Raw genomic sequence first — 24698 nt, 5'->3', positions numbered from 1 at the left:
GTGACGGGACCATCGTTCACCAGTTCCACGTCCATCGAGGCGCCGAACTCCCCTGTTTCGACAACCAATTGGTGATAGCGCAAAAGCATCACGAGTTGGTTATATAGTGGGAGAGCGGTTTCTGGTCGGGCCGCCTCGATAAAGCTTGGACGCTTTCCCTTTTTGACATCAGCGTACAGCGTGAACTGCGAAACGACGAGGAGCGCACCTGCGCACTCGGCGATATCGTGATTAAGTTTCCCGTGGGTGTCTGCAAACAGGCGGAGACCGACGATCTTGTCGGCCATCCATCGGAGTTCCGCCTCGGTGTCCGTGTGCGTGAACCCCACTAAGAGCAGATAACCAGACTGAATGCGCCCGGAGACTCTCGATTCGGTTTCGAGATCGTCCGAACGGATACGGACTTCGGCCCGGCTGACACGCTGAAGTAAAATTCGCATAGCGCAAAAGTCTGGCATTGCCTTCCGATTCACGGAAGTGCAACGGAACAATGTCAATCATGACGACCGTGCAACCACGACTTGCGCTACACTTCGATCTAACGCCGCGTTCTGCGGCGACAGACTCCGACTCTGCATTCCTGGCCGCGTGCGTTGCGTGGCTCGGACTCGATCAGGGCCAGCAGTTGAACTGGGACACGCCATCCAATCACACGCTCGATGGTGGACGGATCCTCCGGTGGGCACCATACCGCGAAGGCGGATCGGCGCTGGCCGACATCGTGGTGCACGCACCAGATCCTCTCGATCGTTCGCTGCAGTGGTCCACGCACGTCACGTACGTGGTGACTACCAACTCGAGCGGCGCTGTGCACCGGCAGGTGAACATTCGCGTCGGTACCGATGGAGGCCTCAGCAATGGCGCGCCTCCGCCGGTGCGGCCGCCTCGCTTGCTCTCCGAACTCGACGCGCAGTTCACGCTCGTGTCGAACGATGGTCCACTGCAGCGGGTTCCGACGCAGCTCGAGGCCGGTACGCTCGATGCGTTCGTGCGCTTCGTACTTTGCGATCCGGCCCGCACAATGCCGGTGTTACTCCTTACTGAATTGCCCGACGGCGGCTACGTGTTGCCACCCGAGCAGTTCGCCGCGGAGATGTTCGGGCTGGGCCTCTGCTTCATGCTGCGCCACTCCGACACCTTTGCCCTCTCCGATGCCGTGGGCGGACACGCGCGAAGTGTTTTCCTCGGTTCGGCGCGTGCGTACCTGCCCGGCTTCACACTCGAGTCAGATCCGTTCCAGCACCCGCTCGTTCTGGCTCGCGCCCTCGCCCTCCCGGGCGAACGTCGCCGACTGGTTCAGCGCCTGGCCGAAGTGTCGGTGCAGCGTCCGTTTTCCGACCCGGCCATCGTGGACACGCTTCGCGACCAGCGGGCCTCCACGTACGGCAAGCGCCCGGATGCCGCGGAGGCGCTTGCCGCCGCCGAGTCGGGTGTGGAAATGGACAAGGGTCAGCTGATCTCGCTGGTCCGTCAGTACGAAGACGCAGTCCGTGCCGCCGAGGGTGAGCTCTCCCGCACCCGCGAACGCCTAGTTGAGTCTCGTGAGCTGCTGGAGGCCGAGCGCGCGTCGGCCCGGGCGCTCCGTACAACGCTGGCGGCCCACAAGGAACGCCAACCGATATCCAAGCCGGCCAGTGATGCACCGCAGTCGGTGCTCGAAGCGGTCGAGCGTGCACAGGCGCTGTATTCCGATGCGCTCCGCCTGCTGCCGTCGGCCTACACCGCGGCACGCGAGTCGTCGTTCCCCGACCCCGATACCGCCTGGTCGTACTTGAAGGCCCTCGGCGAAGTGGGCCGTCGTCGTCAGGACCGCGCACTGGGTCGCCCGTTGGGTGACGTCTTCACCGACCTCGGCGTGGATTTTTCGCCGGGACCATCCGACGGTAGTCGCAAGACGCCGTACATTTTCCGTGATAGCGAGCGCGAAATCGAATGCGCCGATCAGCTACGCAAGGGTGCCAATCCCCTCACGTGCCTGCGGATCTACTTCACGTCATCGGAAGACGGCGGGTTCGTGATCGGCCACGTGGGACGCCAGATCGAAATCGCGGCGACCACGGTGGCCACGGTGGCCACGGAGTCAATTCCGACCTGAAGTTGATTGGTGGCGAACGTGTAGTCGACAAACGGAAGTACCGCGTCGATGCCTGCAGCGATGGGAGCCACTTTCGCTGACAGATCCGAAGCAGTGCTTCCGTTTGTCGTTCACACGCTCGCCACCAATCCCTTTACGCCCGGAAATCACACCGCGCCGAACAGTGGTCAGGGGGACGTCTCGTGGAACACCACATTCGTCTCGTGCTGCAGGGCGCGACGGAGTGCCCACGCGTCGGAGAAGAGCACGACCACATGTCCCTTGTGGTCGAACAGCTTGAGGCGCCCCTGCCCCGTGGCCACGCGCTCCACGTCGGCCTTCGGTCCCGTGATCCAGCGCGGCCACCGATACGTCATCTTCTCGAACTTGCACGGTGCGGCATACTCGTGCTCGAGACGGAACGCCATCACGTCGAACTGCAGTTGACCCACGGCACCCACGATGGGCTGTGAGCCCGCGGAGGTCTCGGCGAAGAACACCTGCGCCGCTCCCTCCTCCGTGAGCTGACGCAGGCCGCTGTCGAACTGCTTGCGCTTGAGCGGATCGGCCGGAACGGCGCGGGCGAAGTGCTCGGGTGGGAAACGCGGAATGCCCTGGAACTCGAGCTTCCCGTCGCCTCCCAACGTGTCGCCGATGCGCAGGTTTCCGCGGTCCATGATGCCGATCACATCACCGGGGAACGCTTCATCGATGCTGACGCGATCGCGCGCCATGAACTGCTGCGGAGCGGCCAGCCGGATCGGCTTTCCACTGCGCTGATGCAGCACCTGCATGTTCGCTTGGAAATGTCCGGACACGATGCGCACGAACGCCACGCGGTCGCGGTGCTTCGGATCCATGTTCGCCTGAATCTTGAACACGAAGCCCGTGAAATCGGTGCTCTCCGGATCGACGTTGCCGATGTTCGTTTCGCGCGGTCCCGGCGATGGCGCCAACTCGAGAAATTCGCGTAAAAACGGTTCGATACCGAAGTTCGTGAGCGCGGACGCGAAGAAGACCGGCGTAAGCGACCCGTCGATCACGCGGTCGTGATCGTACGTGTGACCGGCGGCATCGAGCAGATCGATATCGGTCATGAGCCGATCGAACGCGCTTTCGCCCATCGCCTCGATGAGCGCCACGTCGTCGATGCTTACCATCGTGTCGTCGGCCCGGGTGGCGCCGCGATCACCGCTGCGCTCGAACAGGTGCACTTCGCGCTTGAGACGATCGTACACGCCGACAAAAATGTCGTTGTCGAACACGGGCCACGTGGCGGCGAAGCAGTCGATACCGAGATCCGCCTCGACGTCCTGAATGAGCTTGAGCGGATCCTCGCCGTGGCGGTCGCACTTGTTCACGAGCGTGAAGATCGGCGTGCGGCGACGCTTGCACACCTCGAACAGCTGACGAGTACGCTCTTCCACACCGCGACGGTTGTCGAGCAGCATGATGGCACAGTCGGCCGCGACCAGAGTGCGATACGTGTCTTCCGAGAAGTCTTCGTGACCCGGCGTGTCCAGCAGGTTGAGCTGATAACCCAGATACTCGAACTGCAGGACCGAGCTGGTCACCGAGATACCGCGCTCCTGCTCCAGCTTCATCCAGTCGGAGGTGGCATGCCGCGTGGCACGGCGTGCCTTGACCGAGCCGGCCAGGTGGATCGCGCCACCGTACAGGAGCAGCTTTTCGGTGAGCGTGGTCTTGCCGGCGTCGGGGTGCGAAATAATCGCAAAGGTCCGGCGACGGGAGATTTCGTGCGCGAGGCGGCCAGCCGCGACGTCAGAAGAAACAGCGTCAGTCATCCCGAAAGCTAAGCGCCCTTGGCGGGTATCCGAAACAGCAACGCGGACGGTTACTCCACCGTCACCGACTTTGCCAAGTTCCGCGGCTGGTCCACGTTGCAGCCGCGCTTCACCGCGATGTAATAGGCCAGCAACTGCAGCGGTACGCTCGCCAGGATGGGCGTGAGCAGGTCCACCGTTTCGGGAATCCGGAACTCGTAATCGAGCTTGCCGGCCAGCGCTGGCTCTTCGCGCGTGGTGATCGCGATGATCTTGCCCTTGCGTGCCTTCACCTCCTGAATGTTCGACGTGATCTTGTCGAACACCGCGTCGTGCGGGGCGATGCACACCACCGGCATCATTTCGTCGATGAGAGCGATGGGGCCGTGCTTCATCTCGGCCGCCGGATACCCTTCAGCGTGGATGTACGAGATCTCCTTGAGCTTGAGCGCGCCTTCGAGCGCCGCGGGAAAGTTGTAGCCACGACCGAGATACAGGAAATTGGTCGCGCGCTTGAACTCTTCGGCGAGGTTCTCGATCTCCTCGGCACGATCGAGGATGGACTGGATCTGGCCGGGCAGGTCGGCCAGCGCCTGCGCGATTTCACGACCGCGCGCCACACTCAGATTCTTCAGCCGCGCGAGCTTGAGCGTGAACAGCGCCAAGGCGACCACCTGGCTCGTGAACGCCTTGGTCGACGCGACACCGATTTCCGGACCGGCATGCAGATAAATGCCGCCGTCGTCCTCGCGCGCAATCGTGGAACCGACCACGTTCACCAGTCCGAGCGTACGTGCGCCACGACGCTTGGCTTCGCGCATCGCGGCCAGCGTATCCGCCGTTTCGCCCGACTGCGAGATCACGATGCAGAGCGTCGTCGGCGTCACGATCGGATTGCGATACCGGAACTCCGAGGCGTACTCGACTTCGACAGGAATACGGCACAATTCCTCGATCATCATTTCGCCGATGAGCGCCGAGTGCCAGCTCGTGCCGCAGGCGGTGATGATGATGTTGTCGACCTTGAGCAGGTCTTCCTTCGAGATATTGAGACCACCGAGCTTCGAGAAGCCTTCCTCGAGAATGAGACGGCCGCGCATGGTGTTTTCCACCGTCGTCGGCTGCTCGAAGATTTCCTTCAGCATGAAGTGCGGATAGCCGCCGCGCTCGATCTGCTGCAGATCCCAGTCGATACGCGTGACCGGCTTGTCGCGGATCGCCGAGTCGAGGTCGAGCACCTTGTAGCCATCGCGTGTGATGACGGCGATATCACCGTCATCCAGATACACCACGTTGCGCGTGTGCGCGAGAATCGCCGACGCGTCGGAGGCCACGAAGTACTCGTCTTCGCCCACACCGATCAGCAGCGGGCTGCCTTTGCGGGCGGCCACGATCTTGTCCTTCTCGTCGCTCGTGATCGCCGCCAGGCCGTAGGTGCCATCACACTGACGAAGTGCTTCAATCACGGCTGCTTCGAGATTGCCGGCGTACGCCACTTCGATGAGGTGGGCGAGCACTTCGGTATCGGTGTCCGACTTGAACACGTAGCCGCGCGCTTCCAGGCCCGCCTTGAGCGCCGTTGCGTTCTCGATAATGCCGTTGTGTACCACCGCGATCTTGCCGTTCTGGCTCGCGTGCGGGTGCGCGTTGACTTCCGTCGGCGGACCGTGCGTCGCCCAACGGGTATGCGCGATGCCCATCGTGCCCTGCGGCGGATCGTTGGCGATCACTGCTTCGAGCCGAGCGATCTTACCCGCCGCGCGGCGCGTTTCCACGCCTTTGCCATTCATAATAGCGACACCCGCCGAGTCGTACCCACGATACTCGAGGCGCTTCAGCCCTTCGAGCAGCATGGGAGTCGCGATTCGATTGCCAACGTAGCCGACGATTCCGCACATGGTCGTTCGAGGTCTAGAGTGATCCGAGAGCCGACAGCGGCTCCCGGGCCTGCTTGATCAAGGTGCGCGCGTCCTGCTCAGACGGTCCTTCGGCAATCACGCGCACGATCGGTTCAGTACCCGACGGGCGCAGGTGCACCCAGCGGTCGGGCCAATCCAAGCGGAGTCCATCCTGAGTATCGGCCACCGCGTCCGGAAAGGCAGCGCGCAGCGCCACATACACGGCATCGAGCGGTGCCTCTGGACGATCCAGCTTGTCCTTCACGATCACATACCGCGGCCGTTCAGCGATCAGCTCCGATAGCGGTCGAGCTTCCTCCAGCATCAATTGCAACAAGAGCGCCGCGCCCACCGGCGCGTCTCGCCCAAAGTGCAGCTCCGGAAGGATGACCCCGCCGTTCCCCTCGCCGCCGATAGTGGCGCCCAGGTCGCGCATGGCCATCGCCACGTTCACCTCGCCCACCTTGGCGAAGTGGAAGGGCACGCCGGCGTCGCGAGCCACGTCAGCGACCACCTTGCTCGTGGACAGATTCGTCACCACCGGACCCGGCCGATGACGGAGTACTGTACGGGCGGCTAGCGCGAGCGTGTAATCCTCGCCCGGTGCGATGCCGTTATCGAGTACGAGTGCCAGTCGATCCACATCGGGATCCGTCGCAAAACCGATATCGGCTTCGGTCGCCTTCACCAGTGCCGCCAACTCCCCGAGGTTCTCCGCGACCGGCTCCGGTGGGCGATGAAACTGACCGTCGGCTTCCATGTTGATGGCATACACCTCACAGCCCAGCTCGGTCAGCAGCTGCGGCATGATCACGCCGCCGGCACCGCGGCAACAGTCGAGCGCTATGCGGAAGCGACGGGCGCGAATGCCTTTCACGTTGAGGTAGGGGAGCGCCAGCACCTGATCGATGTGGCGCTGCACCGCGTTCGTGTCGTGCACGATTTCGCCAAGCGCGTCCCAAGTCGCGCGCGGAATGCCGCTATCCATCAGCGCACGCATTTCGGCGCCTTCGTCGGCCGACAGGAAGAGTCCAGACGGACCGATGAACTTGAGCGCGTTCCATTCGATCGGATTGTGACTGGCCGTGATACCGAGACCGCCTGCCGCGTGATGGTGTTCGACGGCCAGCTGGATTGTAGGGGTGGGGGCCATGCCGATGTCGATCACGGTGCAGCCAACCGACTCCAGTGCGCCGTGCACGATGCGCGTGAACATTGGTCCGGAAACCCGACTGTCACGTCCCACGACGATCGTCCGTCCGCCATGTCGTGCGGCCCAGGCGCCGAAAGCGGCGCCGAAAGTCGCCACGACTTCAGGGGTCAGTCCATAACCGACACGTCCGCGCACGCCGGACACGCTCACCATCAGCCCATCGAATGCCATCTCACTCCTCGGTACATCGGCGTTTTTTCGGATACTTCTACAAGCTAGGCGGCGAGGCCCATTCGGCCAACTCGCGTATGCACGTGGTTTCCGCCGCGCATCACAGACTCTCCGCAGTAGACGATCCAGCACGTCCTGCCGTTACGGCGGTGGCACGCATGCCGACAGTGGACTAGTCTCTTCAATCATGTCCGATCCGCTTGCACTACTGCCGCTCGCCATCGCCGCCGGAGGGGGCCGTCTGGGGGCCTTCCACGCGTCGCAACTCACCGCCGCCGGGCTGACGCTGCTGCGACGGTCCGCGCCGCTGGTTCGCGCGCTGGCTGGCAAGCGTTCCGCGATCCTGCTGCCTGGCGGCCCCGCCTTTCTCGTGGCACTCGCCGCCTCAGACGGACGCGGCGCGCTCCTGCTCGATGGCAAGGCGTCGCCGACGACGATCGCCTGGCAAATAGCCGATGCCGACGTGGGGGCCGTGTTCACCCTCGAGGCGCTGGCGCCGATGCTCCCGGATGGCACGCCGGTCGTGCTGCTCGATGACGCGCCACGCGTCGCACAGGTGTTCGTGCCGGGGCGCCGCATGGACGTCGACCTGGGATCGCACCACGGGCTGTTGCTGGAGGGCGATATGGCGACGGAGGGACGCGATGAAGAGTGCGTCGTCGCCTACACGCCGTCGGGCGTCCGCCTGACGAGTACGCACCGCAACCTGATTGCTGCCGGTCGTGCCGCCGTGGCCGAGTTGCTGCTCACGCCCATGGATCACGTGTTGTCGATCCTGCCGTGCAGCGATCCGGAGTCGGTAGCCGTCTGCCTGGCCGCGCCCCTGTTCGCCGGCGCCCGCGTGTCGACGTTGTCGCCCACGAACGTGGACGAGCTGGTGGTTGCGGCTCAACGGGACGATGTCACGTTGATTGCCGCGCGCTGGCGCACCGAGACCGGCATTCGCGTGTCCGGATTCAGCGTCGCGAACGCCGTCGAACGACTGCGCGATGGGACGCTGCTCCACGAAAACGAGTAGACGCGCTACGCGACGATCTGCATGCGAGTCTGCCGCTGCACGCTGCGATCGGGACGCACGATGACGCCACTGGCCAGCGCCCGCTCGAACGCGGACACGCAGGCGGGATCGAACTGCGATCCCGCGCAACGGCGGAGTTCGGCCACCGCATCGTCGACCTGCATGCCGTCGCGATAGGGACGGCCACTCGTCATCGCATCGAACGAGTCGGCCACCGCCGTGATGCGCGCTTCGAGCGGAATTTCGCGACCGCGCAGGGTGTCGGGCGAACCGTGACCGTCGAATCGCTCGTGGTGTGAACGCACGACCGCCAGCGCGTGCGGCATATCCCGCAGCAGTGGTGCCAACAGACGCCAGCCGATGACCGGATGCTCCATGACGTGGGCATACTCGGCATCCGTGAGCGGACCTGCCTTGTTCAGCACAGACTCCCGTACGCCGATCTTGCCGATGTCGTGCAAGCGGCTGCCCAGTTCGAGCTCGTACAGCAGCGACGGCGTGACATGCAACTCATGGGCAATCGCCGTCGAGTAGCGGCTCACGCGCGTGGAGTGTCCCCACGTGTACGAGTCTTTCACTTCGAGGGCTTCGGCCAATGACTGCAAAGCGGCCAGGAACAGCTCCTCGTACTTACGCGCCTGAAGTGCAACTCTGGCCTCGAGATCGGAGCGATACGCCGCGTTCTCGATCAGCAGCCGGCGCTTCTCGAGCGCCTGCACGACGCGGGCCCGCAGCTCTTCGATGGCGAACGGCTTGGTGAGATAGTCGAGCGCACCGGCATCGAGGCAGCGAACAGCCAGGTCGACATCGGACACGGCAGTGAGCATCACGACGGCGGTCTCGGGCCAACGCGCACGGATCGCCGTGAGCAGCTGCGCACCATCCATCCCCGGCATGCGAAAGTCCGAGAGCACAAGTGGCGACGGCGTCACGGCCTGAACCTCGAGCGCGTCCGCCCCGCAGCTCGCTTCGAGGCACTCGAACCCTTCGGCCTGCATGAGGCGGCGGACCACCGATCGCATCGACGTTTCGTCGTCCACGATCAGGCAACGGCGCGGTGCGCCGGCTAACGCTGCAGCAAAACGCATCAGGCCGCCGGCTTCGGATCGAGCGGGAGCGTGGGCCACACTACGGCCATTGGCTGCGACACGGGGCTTTGGGCACCCGGGTCGCGACGGAATCCGAGCGGCGCAACTCGCCGGCGCTCGCTGACGGCAGTAGCTTCCGACTTGAGTTCGCCTCGGACCACACGGAGCCCATGACGCGCATTTACGACGAAGACCTCGCGGGTGGCATGGCCACTCGCGCCATCCATGCCGGCCAGCGCCCCGACCCGGTGTCGGGCGCCATCATGACGCCGCTCTACCTCACGTCCACTTACGTGCAGGAAAGCATCGGCGTCAACAAGGGATACGAATACGCCAGGGGGAAGAATCCTACCCGTCAGGCGCTCGAACGGAACGTCGCGACGCTCGAGGGCGGCCGGCACGGTTTCGCGTTCAGCAGCGGCATGGGCTGCCTCGACTCGATCATGAAGCTGTTCCGCGCCGGTGATCACATCGTGTGCGGGGAGAACGTGTACGGTGGCACGTTCCGTCTGTTCGATCGAATCCTGCGTCATTTCGGCCTGTCGTTCACGTACGTGGATACGGATGATCCGCAGCGGGTGGCTGATGCGATGACGACGTCCACGCGAGCCCTGCTCGTGGAGACGCCGACCAACCCCCTCATGCGACTCACCGACCTGGCCGCTATGAGCGACATCGCCAAGCGACACCAGGCGCTACTGATCGTGGACAACACCTTCGCGACGCCCATCTTCCAGCGTCCGTTGGAACTGGGCGCCGACATCGTCTGGCATTCAACCACGAAGTACATCAACGGTCACTCTGATATGATCGGCGGACTCGCGGTCGTACTTGAGGATGAGCTGGCCGATCGGCTCCAATTCATCCTGAATGCGGCCGGTGCGGTCCCCGGGCCATTCGATGCCTGGCTCGCCCTGCGAGGCACGAAGACTCTCCCGCTCCGCATGAAGCAGCACGATCTGAACGGCCGCGCCGTGGGTGCCTGGCTGCTGGAGCGCCTGGGCGAAGACCGGGTCATTTACCCCGGCCTGGCGCACCACCCGCATCACGAGCTCGCCAAGCGGCAGATGAGCGGCTTCGGCGGCATGATGACGCTCGACCTCAAGACCATCGACAACGCCCGGCAATTCCTCGAACGCGTGCGGGTGTTCTCGCTGGCCGAGTCGCTGGGCGGCGTGGAAAGCCTCACCAACCACCCATTCAGCATGACCCATGGGTCGGTTCCGGCCGACATCAAGATCGCCATGGGTCTCAACGACGGTATGGTTCGACTCTCCTGCGGTATCGAAGATGCCGAGGACCTGATCGCCGATCTCGACGGCGCCCTCGAAGGGATCTGAGGCCGGCTGGAACTGGAGGCACCCTTTCTCCGTAGGAAGGGTGTCTCCAGCCCCCTGATTATGCCCGCCACACCGCTCACGCAGATCTCGTCGGTCACCTGGGAACATCCGGCCGACCGAGCCGCCTTGCAGACACTTCGCGCCCTCCCGGGATTCGACGAGGTCGTACGCAAGATCGCCAGCATCTTCGGCGAACGCGGCGTCCGCAATCTTTTCCTCGGCGACGCCGTTCTGGTCGGCCCCACGCAGCGCCCCATGCTGCACGCGTTGTATTCGGACGTGCTCCAGGCGCTCGACTGGCCCAACGCCGGCCACCCGGTCCCTCAGCTGTATGTGGCGCAGAATCCGATCGCCAACGCGGGCGCCGTCGGCTTCGCTCAGCCCTTCATTGTGATCAACTCCGGCGTGCTCGAACTCCTGGAGCCCGAGGAGCAGCGCTTCATGCTGGCGCAGCAGCTCGGCCACATCATGACGGGGCGCACCACGTATCGTACAATCGCCCTCATCGTGCTCTTTTTCGGCATGAGCGCGCTGCCGCTGCTGGCCTCGATCGCCCTGCTCCCCTTCCAGCTCGCGCTCCTCGAGTGGTATCGCAAGTCGGAGCTGTCGGCCGACCGCGCCGGTATGCTCGGCACGCAGGACCCGCGCGCCAGCCTGATGACGTTCCTGAAGCTGGCCGGTGGCCGTGCCTATGGTGACACGATCGACCTCGACGCGTATCTCGCCCAAGCGGCCGAGTATGAAGTCGGCGGTTCGGCGTGGGACAACGTGATCAAGGCGCTCAACACGGCGCTGCGCGAACATCCGTTCCACACGGTGCGAGCCGGTGAGCTGCAGCGTTGGCAGCAGTCGGGGGACTACACGCGGATCGTAGTGGGCGACTACATCCGCCGCGGCAGCGAGGCCGAGCGTCCGCTGCGCGATGATCTACGCGACGCGAAGGATTATTACGCCGACAAAGCGAAAGCCGCCGCCGAAACCGTTGGCGACGTGATCACCCGTGCGGCCGACGCCTTCCGCGATGCGTTCAAGACCGCGGCCAGTGCGGCCAGCATGGGCGACGACATGCCGCCACCGCCGGCTTCTCCGCCGCCACCGCCGACTCCGGCGTCTCCGGAGCCGCCAGCGGGGATGTGATTCACTGTCTGGGATGAACCGATGACGCAGAGGCGCAGAGAGCGCAGGGGACGCAGAGGAAAACAATTCTGCAACTCTGCGAACTCTGCGCTCTCTGCGCCTCTGCGTGATCAGTTCCATGCTTGGTGTACTACGTGTACGGGGGACTGCTTCCTTCCTTCGTGGGCTAGATTTCGCACCATGAAGATCTTGCTCCTCGGCTCTGGCGGCCGTGAACACGCACTCGCTGACGCACTCGCGCGCGAAAATACCACCGTCGATATCGTGGCCGGCCCGGGGAACCCCGGCATTGCGCAGTTGGCCCGTGAGGTGTCGGTGAATGCCTCGGACCCGATCGAGGTCGCCGAGCTGGCTGATCGTGAACAGGTGAAGCTCGTGATCGTGGGACCGGAAGCGCCGTTGGCCATCGGACTCGTGGATCATCTGCAGCACATCGGCGTGCCGGTGTTCGGGCCCACGATGGGTGCGGCGAAGGTCGAGACCTCGAAGGCTGACACGAAAGCGTTGATGATGGCGGCCGGTATTCCGACCGCCCGCGCCGAGACGCACAAGAAGTCGACCGACGCGAAGGACGCGGTGCGTGCGCGCTTCGGCGTGCCTGTCGTGATCAAGGCAAGCGGACTGGCCGCCGGCAAGGGTGTGATCATCTGTCACACGCTCAAGGAAGCCGACGCGGCGATCGAGCGGATTCTCGACGACAAAGCCTTCGGCGAAGCCGGCAGCGAGTGTCTCGTGGAGTCGTTCATGAGCGGCGACGAGCTGTCGCTGTTCGCCGTAACCGATGGGTACAACGTGATGCCGATGATCGGCGCGCAGGATCACAAGCGTCTACTCGATGGCGACGAGGGCCCGAACACCGGCGGCATGGGCGCCTATACACCGGTGTCGTTTTCCACGCCCGCACTCGTCGACGATGTCACCGAGCGCATTCTTTTGCCCACGTTGCATGCGCTGCGCAAGCGCGGCACTCCGTTCACAGGACTGTTGTACGCCGGGCTGATGCTGACGGAAGACGGCCCCAAGGTCGTCGAGTTCAACTGCCGTTTTGGCGATCCCGAAACGCAGGCGATTCTGCCCATGCTCACCAGTAGTCTGCTCGATCCCTTGATGACCGTCGCCCACGGTGGACGCATCGGCAGTCTGTCGCCGTTTACGTGGCGCGAGGGCGCATCGGTCACCACCGTTGTGGCGTCGCGGGGCTATCCCGACGTGCCGCTCACCGGCCAGCACATCACGTTGCCGTCGTTCAGCGACGACTTGCGCGTGTACCACGCGGGCACCGCGCGCGCCGATGATGGCTCGCTGCGCACGAGCGGCGGTCGGGTGTTCGCGGTCACCGCGATGGCCGATACTTTTACTGATGCGCAGGCGGCTAGCCGTGAAGCAGCCGCGCGCATCGAGTTCGAGGGCGCGATCTATCGTCGCGACATCGGATGGCGGGAAGCAGCGCGACTTGCCTGAGCTACCCGAAACGGAAACCATCGCGCGCGATCTCGATGCGATGGTGTGTGGCGCCGTCATAGTGGGTGTGGAGGTGCGCAAAGCAGACGTGTTGCGAGAAGCCGACGCATCGGGCTTTGCGGCCGCACTGCACGGACTCACCATTGCCCACGTCTGGCGGCGCGCCAAGCTGATCGTGCTCGACATGCGCCCGACGGCGGCGGTCGCTACGGCCCCCCCCGCAACAGAACCACCGTGGCGCGTGGTGGTGCAGCCTCGCTTCACCGGAGGGATGGTGGTCGATGATGGCTCGCTATCGGAGGCCGACCGGGCCTACGTGGCTGTCACGCTGCATCTGCACGACGGGCGAGCCGTTCATTACCGCGACGTGCGCCGGCTGGGCACCGTGGCGCTCATGTCCCCCGAACGTTTCACAAAATATTCGACCGCATTAGGTGCCGAACCTCTTGACCCCCGGCTCGGCGACGCCGAGTTTTCGGGACTTGTTCGGGGGTCACGCCAAGCCATCAAAGTGTTCCTGATGGACCAGAAGCGACTCGCCGGCGTCGGCAACATCTACGCGAACGAGGCTCTGTGGCTGGCCGGGATCGATCCGTCGCGCGAAGCGCGCACTCTCTCCGAGCAGGAAAGCGGTACACTGCGCGAGCAGCTGTGTGCGGTGTTGACCGCGTCCATCGCGGCGCGGGGCACCAGCTTCCGCGACTACCGGGATGCGCGCGGTGAACGCGGATCTTTTGTCGAGCAACTGGCCGCCTACGGCCGCGCCGGTGAGCCCTGTCGCGCCTGCGGCCGCCGTCTGGTCGGCACGCATGCGATCGACGGGCGCAGCACGGTCTTCTGCTCGCACTGCCAGCGGTAAGTCGCGCGCCAAGTCGAATACCAAGCTGGCCACTCAGCTCGACTTGGCGGTCGGCTCTCCCGACGCCGACGTCCAGCGACTGCGCGCCCAGGTGCGCGAGCAGATGCGCAACGTGCCCGGCGTGTACTTCATGCGCGGAATTCACGGGGAAGTGCTGTACGTGGGAAAGAGCACCCAGGTTCGCACGAGGCTGCTGTCGTACTTCCGACTACCCTGGCCCGAACACCGGCACGCGCGGTTGCTGCGTGAAACGGCGCGTATCGAGTGGGAGCCAATGCCCAGCGAGTTCGCAGCGCTGCTACGCGAAGTGCGACTCATTCGGGCGCATCTCCCGAAGTACAACATCAAAGCCGCGCGTCCGCTCGATAAGTGGTGGGTGATCACCGTCGCGGGCGGCCCTGCTCCGCGGCTTCGCATTCAGCGCGCGAGTGCCGCGGCACGCGCCAAGCAGTCAGCGCAGGTGATCGGCCCGTTTGCCTCGCGCCGTCCGCTGGTCGAGGCGCTGCGGGTGCTCAACGACGCGCTGGGGCTTCGCGACTGCACCGACCGCGTGCCCATGGTGCTGCACGATGGCGTCGACCTGTTCGACGACATCGTACATCCGTCGCTCACGCGCACACCCGGCTGTCACCGGTACGAAACACGACGCTGTCTGGGGCCGTGCGTGGGAGCCACCACGGAGTACGCGTATCGCGCGCAGCTCTCCCGCGCGCGCGCCGTGCTCGAAGGACGTGACGACTCGCCGCATCAGCAGCTTGTTCGCGAGATGTCCGCCGCCAGCGCCGCGCTGTCGTACGAGCGTGCCGGCTGGCTGCGCAATCGACTCACGGCGCTGCAGGAACTCGATACGCAGTTGGCCCGGGTACGCGAGGCGATCACCAAGCCCAGCTTCGTATACGCGATGCCGGGGCGCGATGGCGACGATCGGCTGTACCTGGTACGGCATGGACGCGTGGTGGCCGAGGCGCGCTGCACCGTAGGGGAATCGGTGACAGCGCTGCAGGCGCTGGAGCAGCGCGGGGTGCAAGTGCCCACCGGCGCCGTCGTCGATCAGCTTGATGAACTGCTGCTGATCGAATCGTGGTTCCGTACCCGCCCGAACGATGCGGTGCTCAAGGCCGACACGGTGGTCGGCGCGCTCGAGGCACTGGCGCGCAACCTACGCGAGCGGGCGGCTTGGGAGTTCGGTGCAATGCCGATGCACTCACGTGAGCTTGGAGTGGTGAGTTCAGGTTTCGAGATTTGAGTTGCGCCACCCACAACTCCGAACTTCAACTCAATACTCAGAGCTCACGTGAGTCCGTCAGCCCTCACCAAACTCATCCTCCACCACCACGACGTCCTCCGGAATGCCAAGCGAAATCAACTCCACATCCGCTTTCCCGTTCAGGATGTACAGCTTCGCCACGCTCGGCTGCAGCTTGAACCGACGCGGTCCGGCCGCGCCGGGATTCACCACGATACGGCGCGCGGCCTTGGTAATCAGCTGTTGGTGGGTATGCCCGTACACGATCACGTCGGCGTTCATATACGCACTCACGAGTCGCGGCGGGTTCGGGCTGCCGAGCTCGTGGCCGTGCGTGACCACGATGCGCACGCCGTCAATCACTTCCTCGATCCGCTCCACGAGGTCCGGACGTCCCGGAGCATCGGTGTTGCCCCACACGGCCTGAATCGGCGCCAGCGTGGCCAATTCGATGAGCACTTCGGGCGGACCGACATCACCCGCGTGAAAAATGCGCGAGACGCCGTCGAGCGCCGCAAACACCTCGGGGCGCACGAGTCCGTGCGTATCGGAAATCAGGCCGATGATCGTGGCTTCCTTCATGTCTGCGTCTGGTCCTGTGCGAGATGGTCGCGTCGGCGCCGGAGTTCGGCGAGCGCGCCCTGTCCATCGGGTCTGTCGGGAAAGCGATCGGCCATGCGCCGGAGTTCCACCATAGCGCGGCCCGGGTCGGCCAACACTCCAAGATACAGGTCCAGGAGACGATGTGTGGCATACCGCTCCACGGCCTTTGGCACGTTCGGCACCCGGCGGAGCTGATTGAGCAGCTGCACGGCCAGCTGCGGGTTGCCGCCCACGCCGGCATGGAACTCGGCCTCCACGCGCAACAGCGGGATGTCACGCGGATACTTCGTCCGTAACGCCACGAACTCGGCCGCCGCCTCATCGTACTGCCCGCGCGCCACCAGCGACTCCGCACGGCTGGTGATCACCGCCGGCGCGCGGGATCCACTCGGATTTAGAAATGCCTGAAAGGCCTCGGCGGCCATCCACTGTGCGGCAAAGATCGCCGCGAAGAGCGCCAGCACCATCGGCAGCGCCAACACCGGCATTATCAGCCAGCCCTTCTCCGCGGAGTAGCCCAGCAGTCGTCCCAGCAGATGACCGAACGGCAAGAAGCACAAATACGTAAGCGCAAAGACCGTCGCCCTCGTCTTGAAGACGTGGCGGTACTTGTCTGGCGTGAGCGTGAGCGGCTCGATTTTGATTGGCGGCATTCAGCCCCAGCGCTTGCCGAGCGTGTGCTCGAGGTCGAGATGATCGAGCACGCGCGCTACGACAAAATCCACAAGATCGTCGATACTGGCCGGCTTGTGGTAAAACCCCGGTGCCGCCGGAATGACCGTGGCACCGGCGCGCGTGACCTGCGTGAGATTCTCGAGGTGAATCAGTGAGAGTGGCGTTTCACGTGGCACCAGAATCAGGGTTCGCCGTTCCTTGAGGGCCACGTCCGCGGCGCGCTCCACCAGTGAGCGTGACGTCCCATGGGCGATTGCGCTCACGGTGCCCATGCTGCAGGGGCACACCACCATCCCGCTCGACCGCGCCGACCCGGACGCGGGGGCGGCCCCGCGGTCGTTGTCATCGAACACCGTGACACGGGCGTCGAAGGCATCAGCACCGACCTGCGCCCGCAGCGTGGGCAAGTCGGGGATCTCGCTTTCGGTGGCGAGCAGGCGAAATCCGTGGCTCGACACGATGAGCCAGGTCGGCACTTGCAGTGCGACGAGCTGTTGCAGCAGACGCACCGCATACGGAGCGCCTGATGCGCCCGTGATCGCCAGCACAATGGGATGTCGAGTCGCCACGTGCATCATGCGATTATACCAGATGCGAGGAAGCGGCCAACCGCGAACACCGTAAGGAAGCCTAGCGAAATAATGCCGTTCATGGTGAAGAAGGCCGCGTCGAGCTTGGTGAGATCATCGGCTTGTACCATACGATGCTCCCACACCAGCATCGCAGCCACGAACGCGACGCCTCCCCACAGCACCGTCTGCACCAGTGGCACGGCTGTACCCAGCGGATGCGTGAACACCACCACCGACAGGCTCGCCACGGCGATCACGTGCAGTGCGCGCGAGAAGAGAATTGCCTTCCGCACACCGATCGCCGACGGCATGCTGTGCAAGCCGTTGGCGCGATCGAAGTCGGCGTCCTGCAACGCGTACAGCATATCGAAACCGCCGCTCCAGCACACCACGACCAGTGCGAGCACGCACAAGAACCACCACGGGTCACTCCATGCGCCTGTGACGGCCAGGTAACCACCTACGGGCGCCATGGACAGCCCGCATCCAAGCCAGAGGTGCGAATATCGCGTGAAGCGTTTGGTGTAGCTGTAGCCCAGCACCCAGAGCAACGCCACGGGTGACAGCACGAGACAGAGCGTATTCAACTGCCAGGCCGCCATCACGAACAACACACTGGCCACGACCACCGAGCCTTTGGCCTGCGCCAGCGACAGCGTACCGGCCGGCAGCTCCCGCTTGGCCGTGCGCGGATTGATCGCATCGACATCACGATCGACAATCCGGTTGAAACCCATGCCTGCAAAACGCGCCGCCGTGAAGGCCAGCAGCACCCAGCCGACCATCGCGATCGTCACCGGCGCCACGACGCTCGCACACAGCACGCCGACCAACGCGAACGGCATCGCGAACACGGTGTGCGGCAGCTTCACGAAGTTGGCCAGACGCACCAGCAGCGACTCGCCCGTCATCAGCTGACCGTCGCGCGCGCCCCTCGGCGGCACAACGGTGTTCATGGCTTGGCCATCGGTGGCAGACCGAGCTTCGACCACTTCGCATCGACGGCGCGCTGCGTGGCCGCATCCATGCTGATCACCTTGGGCCACGCGCGCGTAAAGCCTTCTTCCGGCCACTTCCGCGTGGCGTCGATACCCATCTTGCTGCCGTAGGTGAAGGCACGACTGGCATGATCGAGCACGTCGACCGGCCCCATGGTGAATCGCACGTCGCGCTGCGGATCCATGTTGTTGAGCGCTACCCACCACGCTTCGACCGGGTTGCGCACGTTCACTTCCTTGTCCACCACCACCAGCACCTTGGCGAGCGACATCAGCCCCTGCCCCCACAAGGCATGCATCACCTTGTCGGCGTGCCCCGGATACTTCTTGTCGATGCTCACGAACACGAGGTTGTGAAAGCCACCCTCGGCCGGCATGTGGTAATCCACGATCTCCGGCGTCGTGAGCTTGAGCAACGGCAGGAAGATGCGTTCGGTGGCGTGACCGAGATAAAAGTCTTCCATCGGTGGACGGCCCACGATCGTGGTGGAGTACACGGCGTTCTTGCGCATCGTGACCGCCGTGACATGCACCTTCGGATACAGGTCGGCTTCGGAATAGAAACCCGTGTGATCACCGAACGGGCCTTCCACCACCAGTGCTTCGGCCGGGTCGATATAGCCCTCGATCACGAACTCGGCGTCGGCCGGCACTTCGAGATCACACGACACCGCCTTCGTGAGCTTGACCGGATCGCGACGCAGGAATCCCGCGAAGAGGAACTCGTCGATATTCGGCGGCAGCGGAGCGCTGGCCGAAAACATACTTGCGGGATCGGCGCCGACTACGATGCACACGGGCATCTTCTCGCCGCGTTCCGCCATGAGTCGCATGTGTTCAGCGCCCGTCTTGTGACGCTGCCAGTGCATCGCCACCGACTTCTTGTCGAGCTGCTGCACGCGATACATGCCGACGTTCCGGATGCCCCGCACCGGATCCTTGCTGATGACGGCGGTCAGCGTCACGAACGGGCCACCGTCTTCCGGCCAGCAGTGCAGCACGGGGATCTTGTCGAGATCGATCTCGTCACCCCGCCATACGATGTCCTGACACGACGGCGTGCCACTCCTGGTGCGCGGCGGAAACTTCGACACTTCGAGCAGGCGGGGCAGCAACGAGAGCTTGCCCAGAAATCCGTCGGGCACCTTGAGGTCCATCAGTGCCGTGATGCGATCGCCGATGGCATCGAGATCGTCTACCCCGAGCGCCATCGCCATGCGTCGCATGGACCCGAACAGGTTGATGGCCACCGGATAGTGCGAGCGCGTGCCGTCACGCAGGATCGGATGCTCGAATAGCAGCGCCTTGCCGCCGCCCGCCATCTTCGACACGCGATCGGCGATCTCGGTGATCTCGAGATGCACTTTCACCGGTTCGGTGATGCGATGCAGTTCGCCGGCGCGATCGATGGCGGCGATGAAGTCGGAAAGCGTATCAAGAGACATCAGAATGCGACCGGTCGGGACGGCATGTCGTTCCTCACGCCGTACCGACGTGAATCGCGGCGATGCCGAGGGTGAGTCGTTCCCACGTGACCGTCGTGAAGCCGGCGCGGCGCATGTGACCGGCAAGCGTCTCTTCGGTGGGAAAATGCGAGACGGACATCGGCAGATACGTGTACGCACTGCGGTGACCGCTCACGAGTCGCCCTACGAATGGCAGGACGTGATGGAAATACAGATGATAGAAGCTGCGCACGATCGCCAACGGCGGCGTGGAGAATTCGAGAATGACGAAGCGCGCACCCGGTTTGAGCACACGGTGCACTTCGCGCAGCCCGGCGTCGAGATCGGCCACATTGCGGATACCGAAGGCGACGATCGCACCATCGAGCGATGTACCGGAAAATGGCAGCGCCAGCGCGTCGGCACCAACGGGGGCCAGCACGTCCCGTGAGGCCTTGCCGTGTCCGTAACGCAGCATGGGAACGGCGAAGTCGGCGCCGGCGACGAAGCCGGTGAACCCGGGCTGTTTCACGAGCGCGGCGCCGACATCGAGCGTGCCGGCGCAGAGATCGAGGTAGCTCCCTCCCGGTCGCTCGAACCACTGGAGCGCGCGCAGGGCCTTCCGCCGCCAGCCCTTATCGATGTTCATCGAAAGCACGTGATTGAGCAGGTCATAGCGCGGCGCGATGTCCGAAAACATCTGCTGCACGTACTCGCGCTTCCTTTCCCCACGGGCAGCCTGCTCGGCCCTGCCGGTGGATTGAGCGCGTTCGGGGGCTTGGTTCAGTGGCGGGGCGACTGGCATTTGCGAAACATCGACAGGCGGGGGAGTGCGAGCAAGCGCACGTCCATGCTAGGTTATGCGATCCGATGCAGACTCTCGACGAGTTGGGAACACTCCCCGATGCCGATGTCGTTCGCCTGGCGCAGCAGGGCCGTGAGCTCGCGTTCCGCGAGCTGGTGCGCCGCTACGAACGGCCGGTGTTTTCGCTCGTCTTCCGCATGGTCCGCGACCGGGAGACGGCCGAGGACCTCGCGCAGGATGCGTTCGTGAAGGTGCTGAACCACATTGACAAGTACAGCCCCGAGTTCAAGTTCTCGAGTTGGCTGTTCAAGATCGCGAACAACGTGGCCATCGATCACCTGCGTCGGCGGCGGCTGGACACGATCAGCATGGACGGCTCCCCGCACGCCTCCACGGCCAGTGAGGTCGAGGCCACGACCCTCAACCTGGAAGCCGATCAGGAGAGCGCCCTTGACGAGCTCGAGGCCAAGGAGCTGGGGTCGGCCATCGAACGGGCAATTGCCAAACTGCGCCCGGAGTATCGGGCCTGCATCATGCTGCGTCATGTGGAAGGCCGTTCGTACGAGGAGATTGCGGCAACGCTCGACCTGCCGTTGGGCACGGTGAAGACTTACATCTATCGGGCTCGCCACGAGCTCCGCACGGCACTCGAAGGGCTTCGTGACTGATGGATCGATTCGTAACGTGATCTTCGTGAAGATCGCTTAAACCCTGTGAAACCTGATGGCGGGCAGGCGCGTAGTTCCCCGTGGAGGCCTCCGATGCATGACAGACACCTGAGATCAGACGAAATAGAGCTCCTGCTGGACGGGGAGGAAGGCTTTGGCGTCGCTCCCCTGAGAGCGCACGTCAAATCGTGCATTTCGTGCCGTCAGGAACTGGAAAGTGCCCGGGAGCTCATGGTGGCTCTCGAGACACTCCCCGACTTTGTCCCGTCCGTGAATTTCTCCGACCGGGTCATGTCGCAGGTTCAGGTGTTCGAGCCGTGGCATGCCGCAGCCACTCGCACCGTCGCGCAGTACGTTCCCGCCACCAGACCGGCCCGCATCGCGGCCGGTTTCGGTGCGGCGATCACGGCAGGACTGGCTACCGCGGGTGCTACCTGGGTGGTTGCGCGCGCCGACATGGCGTTCATTCTCACGCAGCTTGGCGCCGAAGGCGTGCGCGACCAGATCGTGGCTGCCTCCAACGACGTGGCGTCTACGGTGCTCGGTCAGCCGGGAATCGCCGCTGTGCAGAGCGGTTCACCCGAACTGGCGGCCGTCGCTGCGGGTGGCTTTGTGGCGATCGTGGGCATGGGGGTCGTGGGGCTTCGCGCCCTCGCCACCGCCTCGCGCCGCGCTCGCTGAGGTCGTGACATGCTGATGGCGACCACTAGTCTGCTCGCGGTCGCCGGTGTCTTCGGCATCGGCCTGATCATCGGCCTTGTGGTGCTCATGACCGCCGAAGAGGCGCTCACTGCCGTCGCCAAGACCGCCGCCCGCGACATCTCGGGCAGCTTCTGGGTGGGACTGCTCTGGCAACTACTGGCGGTGCCGCTGCTCTTGGTGCTGCTCGTGGCGTGCGCCATCACCATCATCGGCATTCTGGTGATCCCCATCGCCGCCCTGGCCTGGGCGCTAGCCTACACCGGTGCCTTTACGTTGGGCATTCTCGCGGTAGCCCTCGTGATTGGTCGGGCGCTGGCCGGGCGCGGTGCGGGCAGCAGCGAGCGTGGCGCGGCACTGCGCGGACTCACCGTGGGTCTGGCCACGCTCAGCCTCATCTGGTTCGGTGCGGCGATTGCCGCGAAGGTGCCGGTGGCGGGTGCCATTGCCCGGCTCATCGCGGTCGCCTTTACCTGGGCGGTGGCCACCGTCGGTCTTGGGGCGGTGGTGAAGTCCCGCCTTGGGGTGGCGCAGCTCTCGGTGCGCTTTGGCGGCTCGCGCTTCGGCGCGTCAGGCTTTGCCTCGCGTTGGGGCGCGGCGTCAACCACGACGACCACTGAAGTGGCCGCACCGGGCTGGCAGACGCCAACGCCTGTGCAAGGTGTGGTGGCCGCCCGTCGACCGGTGAGCACCGATACCGGCACCGGGAGCGGCGCCGAATTGTAAACGGTGCAGCCATGGGCATTCCTGTGGCTATTGTTCGGTATGGTTGAACTCACAGACGTTTCCACGCGGCTGGACCTGACTGCGACGTGGGTCGGCATTACGGCCCTCGTCGTGTTCGTGCTGGCCTACGCTCTCGTGATCGGCGAAGAGTTCCTGCACCTACGCAAGTCCAAGCCGGTGCTGGTTGCCGCTGGTGTCATCTGGGCGTTGATCGGCTGGCGCTACGCCAATGCCGCCGACGCGGCAACCGACCCGCAGGCCAAGCTCGCGCTCACGCAGTTTGCCGAGGAGATGGTTCGGCACAACCTGCTCGAGTTTGCCGAGCTGTTCTTGTTTTTGCTGGCGGCGATGACATACATCAATTCGATGGAAGAACGCGGCGTCTTCGACGCGCTCCGTGGATGGATGGTCTCTCGCGGCTTCAGTTTGCGCCGCCTGTTCTGGATCACCGGTGCGCTCGCGTTTTGTATCTCGCCCATCGCCGACAATCTCACCACGGCACTGCTGATGGGCACCGTGGTATTGAGCGTCGGTGTAGGGAACCCGCGCTTCGTGATCGTGTCGCTGATCAATATCGTGGTGGCCGCGAATGCGGGTGGGGCCTTCTCGCCGTTCGGTGACATCACGACGCTGATGGTGTGGCAGAAGGGCATCATTCCTTTCTCGGGGTTCTTTGCGCTGTTGCTGCCTTCGCTCGTGAACTGGCTGGTCCCGGCGGCCATTATGAGTGCGGCCGTCGGTGCCGGCCGTCCCGCGCCGATCACCGAGCAGATGCGGCTGCAGCCCGGCGCCTTCGTGATCGTTGGGCTGTTCCTGCTTACCATCGTGGCCACGGTGAGCGCGCATCAGTTCCTGCACTTGCCGCCAGTACTCGGGATGATGACCGGTCTCGGTGTGCTCAAGGTGTACGGCTGGACGCTGCAACGCTCCGCGATTCGCCAATCGGCGCGACGTGCGGAGCGGCACAGTGTGGACTCGGACAACCCGTTCGAGGTGGTGTCACACGCAGGGGCCGAGCGCGAGCCGTTCGACGTGTTCAAGCATCTCGAGCGGGCGGAGTGGGACACGCTGATGTTTTTCTATGGCGTGATTCTCTGCGTCGGCGGACTCGGCGCGATCGGCTATCTCGAAGCCATCTCACACGTGGCGTACGGTGGCTTCGGTGCCACCAAGGCGAACGTCGCCGTCGGACTGCTGTCGGCCGTCATCGACAACATCCCGGTGATGTTCGCCGTGTTGTCGATGCAACCGCCCATGGATGTGGGTCAGTGGCTGTTGGTGACGCTTACTGCCGGCGTAGGCGGCTCGTTGCTATCGATCGGCAGTGCGGCCGGCGTAGCGCTGATGGGACAGGCCCGCGGCACGTACACGTTTATGGCGCATCTCAAATGGACCTGGGCGATCGCCCTCGGCTACGTCGCGAGTATCTGGGTGCACTTCCTGATCAACGGCGCGCTGTTTACCGGCGTCGCCATCCGATAAATCAGCGCAGCGGATTTTCGTAGCGCAACCCGCGAAAGCGCATGAAGTCACCGTCGGCGCTGTGCAGCGTGGCACCGCGCTCGATGCAGAGTGCCGCGAGATGCGCGTCGGTGGTGAGGTTGCCGCCGCGGCCGGCTTCGGCAAGTAGCCTGCGCATGATGCTCCAATGCTCCGTACCGGGTTCAATCGAACTCACTACCGGTTGTGCAAACCATTCGTCGACATTTTCGAGGACCTCGACCAATGCGATCGGCGAAGGGAAAATTCGCGGATTGGTGGAAATGCGAACGACTCCGACGACCGTGATCCACGGAAGCCCAACGGGCTCGTCGCCGTTGAGCAGTTCACGCCACCACTCGCCCGCGCGAGCGCACTGCGGACTGTCTCGGTTGAGCGTGTGCACGAGCAGGTTGACGTCCGGTACGATCACCTCATCGCCCCTCGTTCATCTTACGGATGATTTCCTCATCCTCGAGGTCGTCCGCGATCCAGCGCGCCTTCACGAGGTCGTAGCCCTCACGAACGGCGCCCATACTGTACGATCGCGTCTGGTAGTCTCTCTCTGGTGCGGCTGGAGCGTCGTCGAGCCCACGCAGAATCACGCGATGCAACAGCGCCTTGAACGGCACCCCTTCGCGGTGCGCCGTGTCGCGCAGGCGCTGGAGCAGATCGTCGTCTAAATCGATAGTCGTCCGCATACCATGATGCTAACGCATCATTATGGTGATGTCAACGC

General features: G+C 64.2%; 24 protein-coding genes. 11 read left to right on the top strand and 13 right to left on the bottom strand.

What is annotated here, in order from left to right:
* A partial coding sequence (dtd, locus tag ACESNG_RS16090; protein WP_373063056.1) for a D-aminoacyl-tRNA deacylase occupies nucleotides 1-440 on the bottom strand: 440 nt, incomplete at its 3' end.
* 59 nt (nucleotides 441-499) lie between these two features.
* Between dtd and ACESNG_RS16085 the strand changes: the two genes are divergently transcribed.
* Complete coding sequence (locus tag ACESNG_RS16085) at nucleotides 500-2095, top strand: hypothetical protein (RefSeq protein ID WP_373069745.1); 1596 nt, start codon at nucleotides 500-502, stop codon at nucleotides 2093-2095.
* Nucleotides 2096-2262: 167 nt separating this feature from the next.
* Here ACESNG_RS16085 and ACESNG_RS16080 read toward each other — a convergent pair whose 3' ends face one another.
* From ACESNG_RS16080 to glmM, 3 genes are read right to left on the bottom strand one after another with little or no spacing between them, the layout of a single operon-like run.
* Nucleotides 2263-3879, bottom strand: coding sequence for a peptide chain release factor 3 (locus ACESNG_RS16080; protein WP_373069743.1), 1617 nt, complete (start codon nucleotides 3877-3879; stop codon nucleotides 2263-2265).
* Between the two features lie 50 nt (nucleotides 3880-3929).
* Nucleotides 3930-5756 carry a glutamine--fructose-6-phosphate transaminase (isomerizing) gene (gene glmS / locus ACESNG_RS16075; protein ID WP_373063050.1) on the bottom strand — a complete coding sequence of 609 codons (1827 nt, stop codon included), beginning with the start codon at nucleotides 5754-5756 and terminating at the stop codon, nucleotides 3930-3932.
* Between the two features lie 13 nt (nucleotides 5757-5769).
* Nucleotides 5770-7140 (bottom strand): phosphoglucosamine mutase, encoded by a 1371-nt coding sequence (glmM, locus tag ACESNG_RS16070; protein ID WP_373063048.1) that lies wholly within the window; start codon nucleotides 7138-7140, stop codon nucleotides 5770-5772.
* A gap of 187 nt (nucleotides 7141-7327) precedes the next feature.
* Between glmM and ACESNG_RS16065 the strand changes: the two genes are divergently transcribed.
* Complete coding sequence (locus tag ACESNG_RS16065) at nucleotides 7328-8158, top strand: hypothetical protein (RefSeq protein WP_373063046.1); 831 nt, start codon at nucleotides 7328-7330, stop codon at nucleotides 8156-8158.
* A gap of 5 nt (nucleotides 8159-8163) precedes the next feature.
* On the opposite strand, the gene ACESNG_RS16060 is transcribed toward ACESNG_RS16065, so the two are convergent.
* Nucleotides 8164-9246, bottom strand: coding sequence for an HD domain-containing phosphohydrolase (locus tag ACESNG_RS16060; protein ID WP_373063044.1), 1083 nt, complete (start codon nucleotides 9244-9246; stop codon nucleotides 8164-8166).
* Nucleotides 9247-9416: 170 nt separating this feature from the next.
* On the opposite strand from ACESNG_RS16060, the gene ACESNG_RS16055 reads away from it, so the two are divergent.
* From ACESNG_RS16055 to ACESNG_RS16035, 5 genes are all read left to right on the top strand, one after another.
* Complete coding sequence (locus ACESNG_RS16055) at nucleotides 9417-10586, top strand: PLP-dependent aspartate aminotransferase family protein (protein ID WP_373063042.1); 1170 nt, start codon at nucleotides 9417-9419, stop codon at nucleotides 10584-10586.
* 60 nt (nucleotides 10587-10646) lie between these two features.
* Nucleotides 10647-11723 (top strand): M48 family metallopeptidase, encoded by a 1077-nt coding sequence (locus tag ACESNG_RS16050; RefSeq protein ID WP_373069741.1) that lies wholly within the window; start codon nucleotides 10647-10649, stop codon nucleotides 11721-11723.
* A 180-nt stretch (nucleotides 11724-11903) separates the two neighbouring features.
* Nucleotides 11904-13184: a phosphoribosylamine--glycine ligase gene (gene purD, locus ACESNG_RS16045; protein WP_373065161.1), complete on the top strand. Its 1281-nt coding sequence runs from the start codon at nucleotides 11904-11906 to the stop codon at nucleotides 13182-13184.
* On the top strand, nucleotides 13177-14043 hold the full coding sequence (gene mutM, locus ACESNG_RS16040; RefSeq protein ID WP_373065163.1) for a bifunctional DNA-formamidopyrimidine glycosylase/DNA-(apurinic or apyrimidinic site) lyase: 867 nt from the start codon (nucleotides 13177-13179) through the stop codon (nucleotides 14041-14043). The genes purD and mutM overlap by 8 nt, the downstream gene beginning before the upstream one ends.
* Nucleotides 13994-15289, top strand: coding sequence for a GIY-YIG nuclease family protein (locus ACESNG_RS16035; RefSeq protein ID WP_373069739.1), 1296 nt, complete (start codon nucleotides 13994-13996; stop codon nucleotides 15287-15289). Before mutM ends, ACESNG_RS16035 begins: the two co-directional genes overlap by 50 nt.
* A 57-nt stretch (nucleotides 15290-15346) precedes the next feature.
* Here the strand turns inward: ACESNG_RS16035 and ACESNG_RS16030 are convergent, their stop codons facing one another.
* The 6 genes from ACESNG_RS16030 to ACESNG_RS16005 are packed head-to-tail and all read right to left on the bottom strand — an operon-like array spanning nucleotide 15347 to nucleotide 20387.
* Nucleotides 15347-15871, bottom strand: a complete 525-nt coding sequence (locus ACESNG_RS16030; protein WP_373065167.1) for a metallophosphoesterase — start codon at nucleotides 15869-15871, stop codon at nucleotides 15347-15349.
* Complete coding sequence (locus ACESNG_RS16025; protein ID WP_373065169.1) at nucleotides 15868-16545, bottom strand: tol-pal system YbgF family protein; 678 nt, start codon at nucleotides 16543-16545, stop codon at nucleotides 15868-15870. The genes ACESNG_RS16030 and ACESNG_RS16025 overlap by 4 nt, the downstream gene beginning before the upstream one ends.
* Complete coding sequence (locus tag ACESNG_RS16020; RefSeq protein ID WP_373065171.1) at nucleotides 16546-17145, bottom strand: UbiX family flavin prenyltransferase; 600 nt, start codon at nucleotides 17143-17145, stop codon at nucleotides 16546-16548.
* Nucleotides 17142-18095, bottom strand: coding sequence for a UbiA-like polyprenyltransferase (locus tag ACESNG_RS16015; protein ID WP_373065173.1), 954 nt, complete (start codon nucleotides 18093-18095; stop codon nucleotides 17142-17144). Before ACESNG_RS16015 ends, ACESNG_RS16020 begins: the two co-directional genes overlap by 4 nt.
* Nucleotides 18092-19582 carry a menaquinone biosynthesis decarboxylase gene (locus tag ACESNG_RS16010; RefSeq protein ID WP_373065175.1) on the bottom strand — a complete coding sequence of 497 codons (1491 nt, stop codon included), beginning with the start codon at nucleotides 19580-19582 and terminating at the stop codon, nucleotides 18092-18094. The genes ACESNG_RS16015 and ACESNG_RS16010 overlap by 4 nt, the downstream gene beginning before the upstream one ends.
* 34 nt (nucleotides 19583-19616) lie before the next feature.
* Nucleotides 19617-20387, bottom strand: a complete 771-nt coding sequence (locus tag ACESNG_RS16005) for a class I SAM-dependent methyltransferase (protein WP_373065177.1) — start codon at nucleotides 20385-20387, stop codon at nucleotides 19617-19619.
* 65 nt (nucleotides 20388-20452) lie between these two features.
* Here ACESNG_RS16005 and ACESNG_RS16000 point away from each other — a divergent pair, with 65 nt between their 5' ends.
* From ACESNG_RS16000 to nhaD, 4 genes are all read left to right on the top strand, one after another.
* On the top strand, nucleotides 20453-21055 hold the full coding sequence (locus ACESNG_RS16000; protein ID WP_373069737.1) for an RNA polymerase sigma factor: 603 nt from the start codon (nucleotides 20453-20455) through the stop codon (nucleotides 21053-21055).
* 270 nt (nucleotides 21056-21325) lie between these two features.
* The gene (locus tag ACESNG_RS15995) at nucleotides 21326-21736 is read left to right on the top strand and encodes a hypothetical protein (RefSeq protein ID WP_373069735.1); all 411 of its coding nucleotides are present in this window, start codon (nucleotides 21326-21328) and stop codon (nucleotides 21734-21736) included.
* Nucleotides 21737-21751: 15 nt separating this feature from the next.
* Entirely contained in the window at nucleotides 21752-22480 is a 729-nt protein-coding gene (locus ACESNG_RS15990) for a hypothetical protein (protein WP_373069733.1), read from the top strand.
* Between the two features lie 39 nt (nucleotides 22481-22519).
* Nucleotides 22520-23962: a sodium:proton antiporter NhaD gene (gene nhaD, locus ACESNG_RS15985; protein WP_373069731.1), complete on the top strand. Its 1443-nt coding sequence runs from the start codon at nucleotides 22520-22522 to the stop codon at nucleotides 23960-23962.
* A gap of 1 nt (nucleotide 23963) precedes the next feature.
* Here the strand turns inward: nhaD and ACESNG_RS15980 are convergent, their stop codons facing one another.
* Together ACESNG_RS15980 and ACESNG_RS15975 are read right to left on the bottom strand one after the other, a co-directional pair.
* On the bottom strand, nucleotides 23964-24392 hold the full coding sequence (locus ACESNG_RS15980; RefSeq protein ID WP_373065187.1) for a type II toxin-antitoxin system VapC family toxin: 429 nt from the start codon (nucleotides 24390-24392) through the stop codon (nucleotides 23964-23966).
* Between the two features lies 1 nt (nucleotide 24393).
* The gene (locus ACESNG_RS15975) at nucleotides 24394-24660 is read right to left on the bottom strand and encodes a hypothetical protein (RefSeq protein WP_373065189.1); all 267 of its coding nucleotides are present in this window, start codon (nucleotides 24658-24660) and stop codon (nucleotides 24394-24396) included.
* Between the last annotated feature and the right edge of the window lie 38 nt (nucleotides 24661-24698).

It is taken from the genome of Gemmatimonas sp., assembly GCF_041689975.1.
Taxonomy (GTDB): domain Bacteria; phylum Gemmatimonadota; class Gemmatimonadetes; order Gemmatimonadales; family Gemmatimonadaceae; genus Gemmatimonas.
Note: the sequence above shows the minus strand (reverse complement) of the source record. Positions and strands in the feature narration are given on the sequence as shown.

Coding starts and splice junctions, on each gene's coding strand:
- glmM (WP_373063048.1), bottom strand. CDS start 7,140: ATGGCATTCGATGGGCTGATGGTGAGCGTGTCCGGCGTGCGCGGACGT.
- ACESNG_RS16020 (WP_373065171.1), bottom strand. CDS start 17,145: ATGATGCACGTGGCGACTCGACATCCCATTGTGCTGGCGATCACGGGC.
- ACESNG_RS15975 (WP_373065189.1), bottom strand. CDS start 24,660: ATGCGGACGACTATCGATTTAGACGACGATCTGCTCCAGCGCCTGCGC.
- ACESNG_RS16050 (WP_373069741.1), top strand. CDS start 10,647: ATGCCCGCCACACCGCTCACGCAGATCTCGTCGGTCACCTGGGAACAT.
- ACESNG_RS16080 (WP_373069743.1), bottom strand. CDS start 3,879: ATGACTGACGCTGTTTCTTCTGACGTCGCGGCTGGCCGCCTCGCGCAC.
- ACESNG_RS16035 (WP_373069739.1), top strand. CDS start 13,994: ATGCGATCGACGGGCGCAGCACGGTCTTCTGCTCGCACTGCCAGCGGT.
- ACESNG_RS16055 (WP_373063042.1), top strand. CDS start 9,417: ATGACGCGCATTTACGACGAAGACCTCGCGGGTGGCATGGCCACTCGC.
- ACESNG_RS16085 (WP_373069745.1), top strand. CDS start 500: ATGACGACCGTGCAACCACGACTTGCGCTACACTTCGATCTAACGCCG.
- ACESNG_RS15990 (WP_373069733.1), top strand. CDS start 21,752: ATGGCGACCACTAGTCTGCTCGCGGTCGCCGGTGTCTTCGGCATCGGC.
- ACESNG_RS16000 (WP_373069737.1), top strand. CDS start 20,453: ATGCAGACTCTCGACGAGTTGGGAACACTCCCCGATGCCGATGTCGTT.
- ACESNG_RS16065 (WP_373063046.1), top strand. CDS start 7,328: ATGTCCGATCCGCTTGCACTACTGCCGCTCGCCATCGCCGCCGGAGGG.
- ACESNG_RS16015 (WP_373065173.1), bottom strand. CDS start 18,095: ATGAACACCGTTGTGCCGCCGAGGGGCGCGCGCGACGGTCAGCTGATG.
- glmS (WP_373063050.1), bottom strand. CDS start 5,756: ATGTGCGGAATCGTCGGCTACGTTGGCAATCGAATCGCGACTCCCATG.
- nhaD (WP_373069731.1), top strand. CDS start 22,520: ATGGTTGAACTCACAGACGTTTCCACGCGGCTGGACCTGACTGCGACG.
- ACESNG_RS16010 (WP_373065175.1), bottom strand. CDS start 19,582: ATGTCTCTTGATACGCTTTCCGACTTCATCGCCGCCATCGATCGCGCC.
- ACESNG_RS16060 (WP_373063044.1), bottom strand. CDS start 9,246: ATGCGTTTTGCTGCAGCGTTAGCCGGCGCACCGCGCCGTTGCCTGATC.
- ACESNG_RS16030 (WP_373065167.1), bottom strand. CDS start 15,871: ATGAAGGAAGCCACGATCATCGGCCTGATTTCCGATACGCACGGACTC.
- purD (WP_373065161.1), top strand. CDS start 11,904: ATGAAGATCTTGCTCCTCGGCTCTGGCGGCCGTGAACACGCACTCGCT.
- ACESNG_RS16025 (WP_373065169.1), bottom strand. CDS start 16,545: ATGCCGCCAATCAAAATCGAGCCGCTCACGCTCACGCCAGACAAGTAC.
- ACESNG_RS16005 (WP_373065177.1), bottom strand. CDS start 20,387: ATGCCAGTCGCCCCGCCACTGAACCAAGCCCCCGAACGCGCTCAATCC.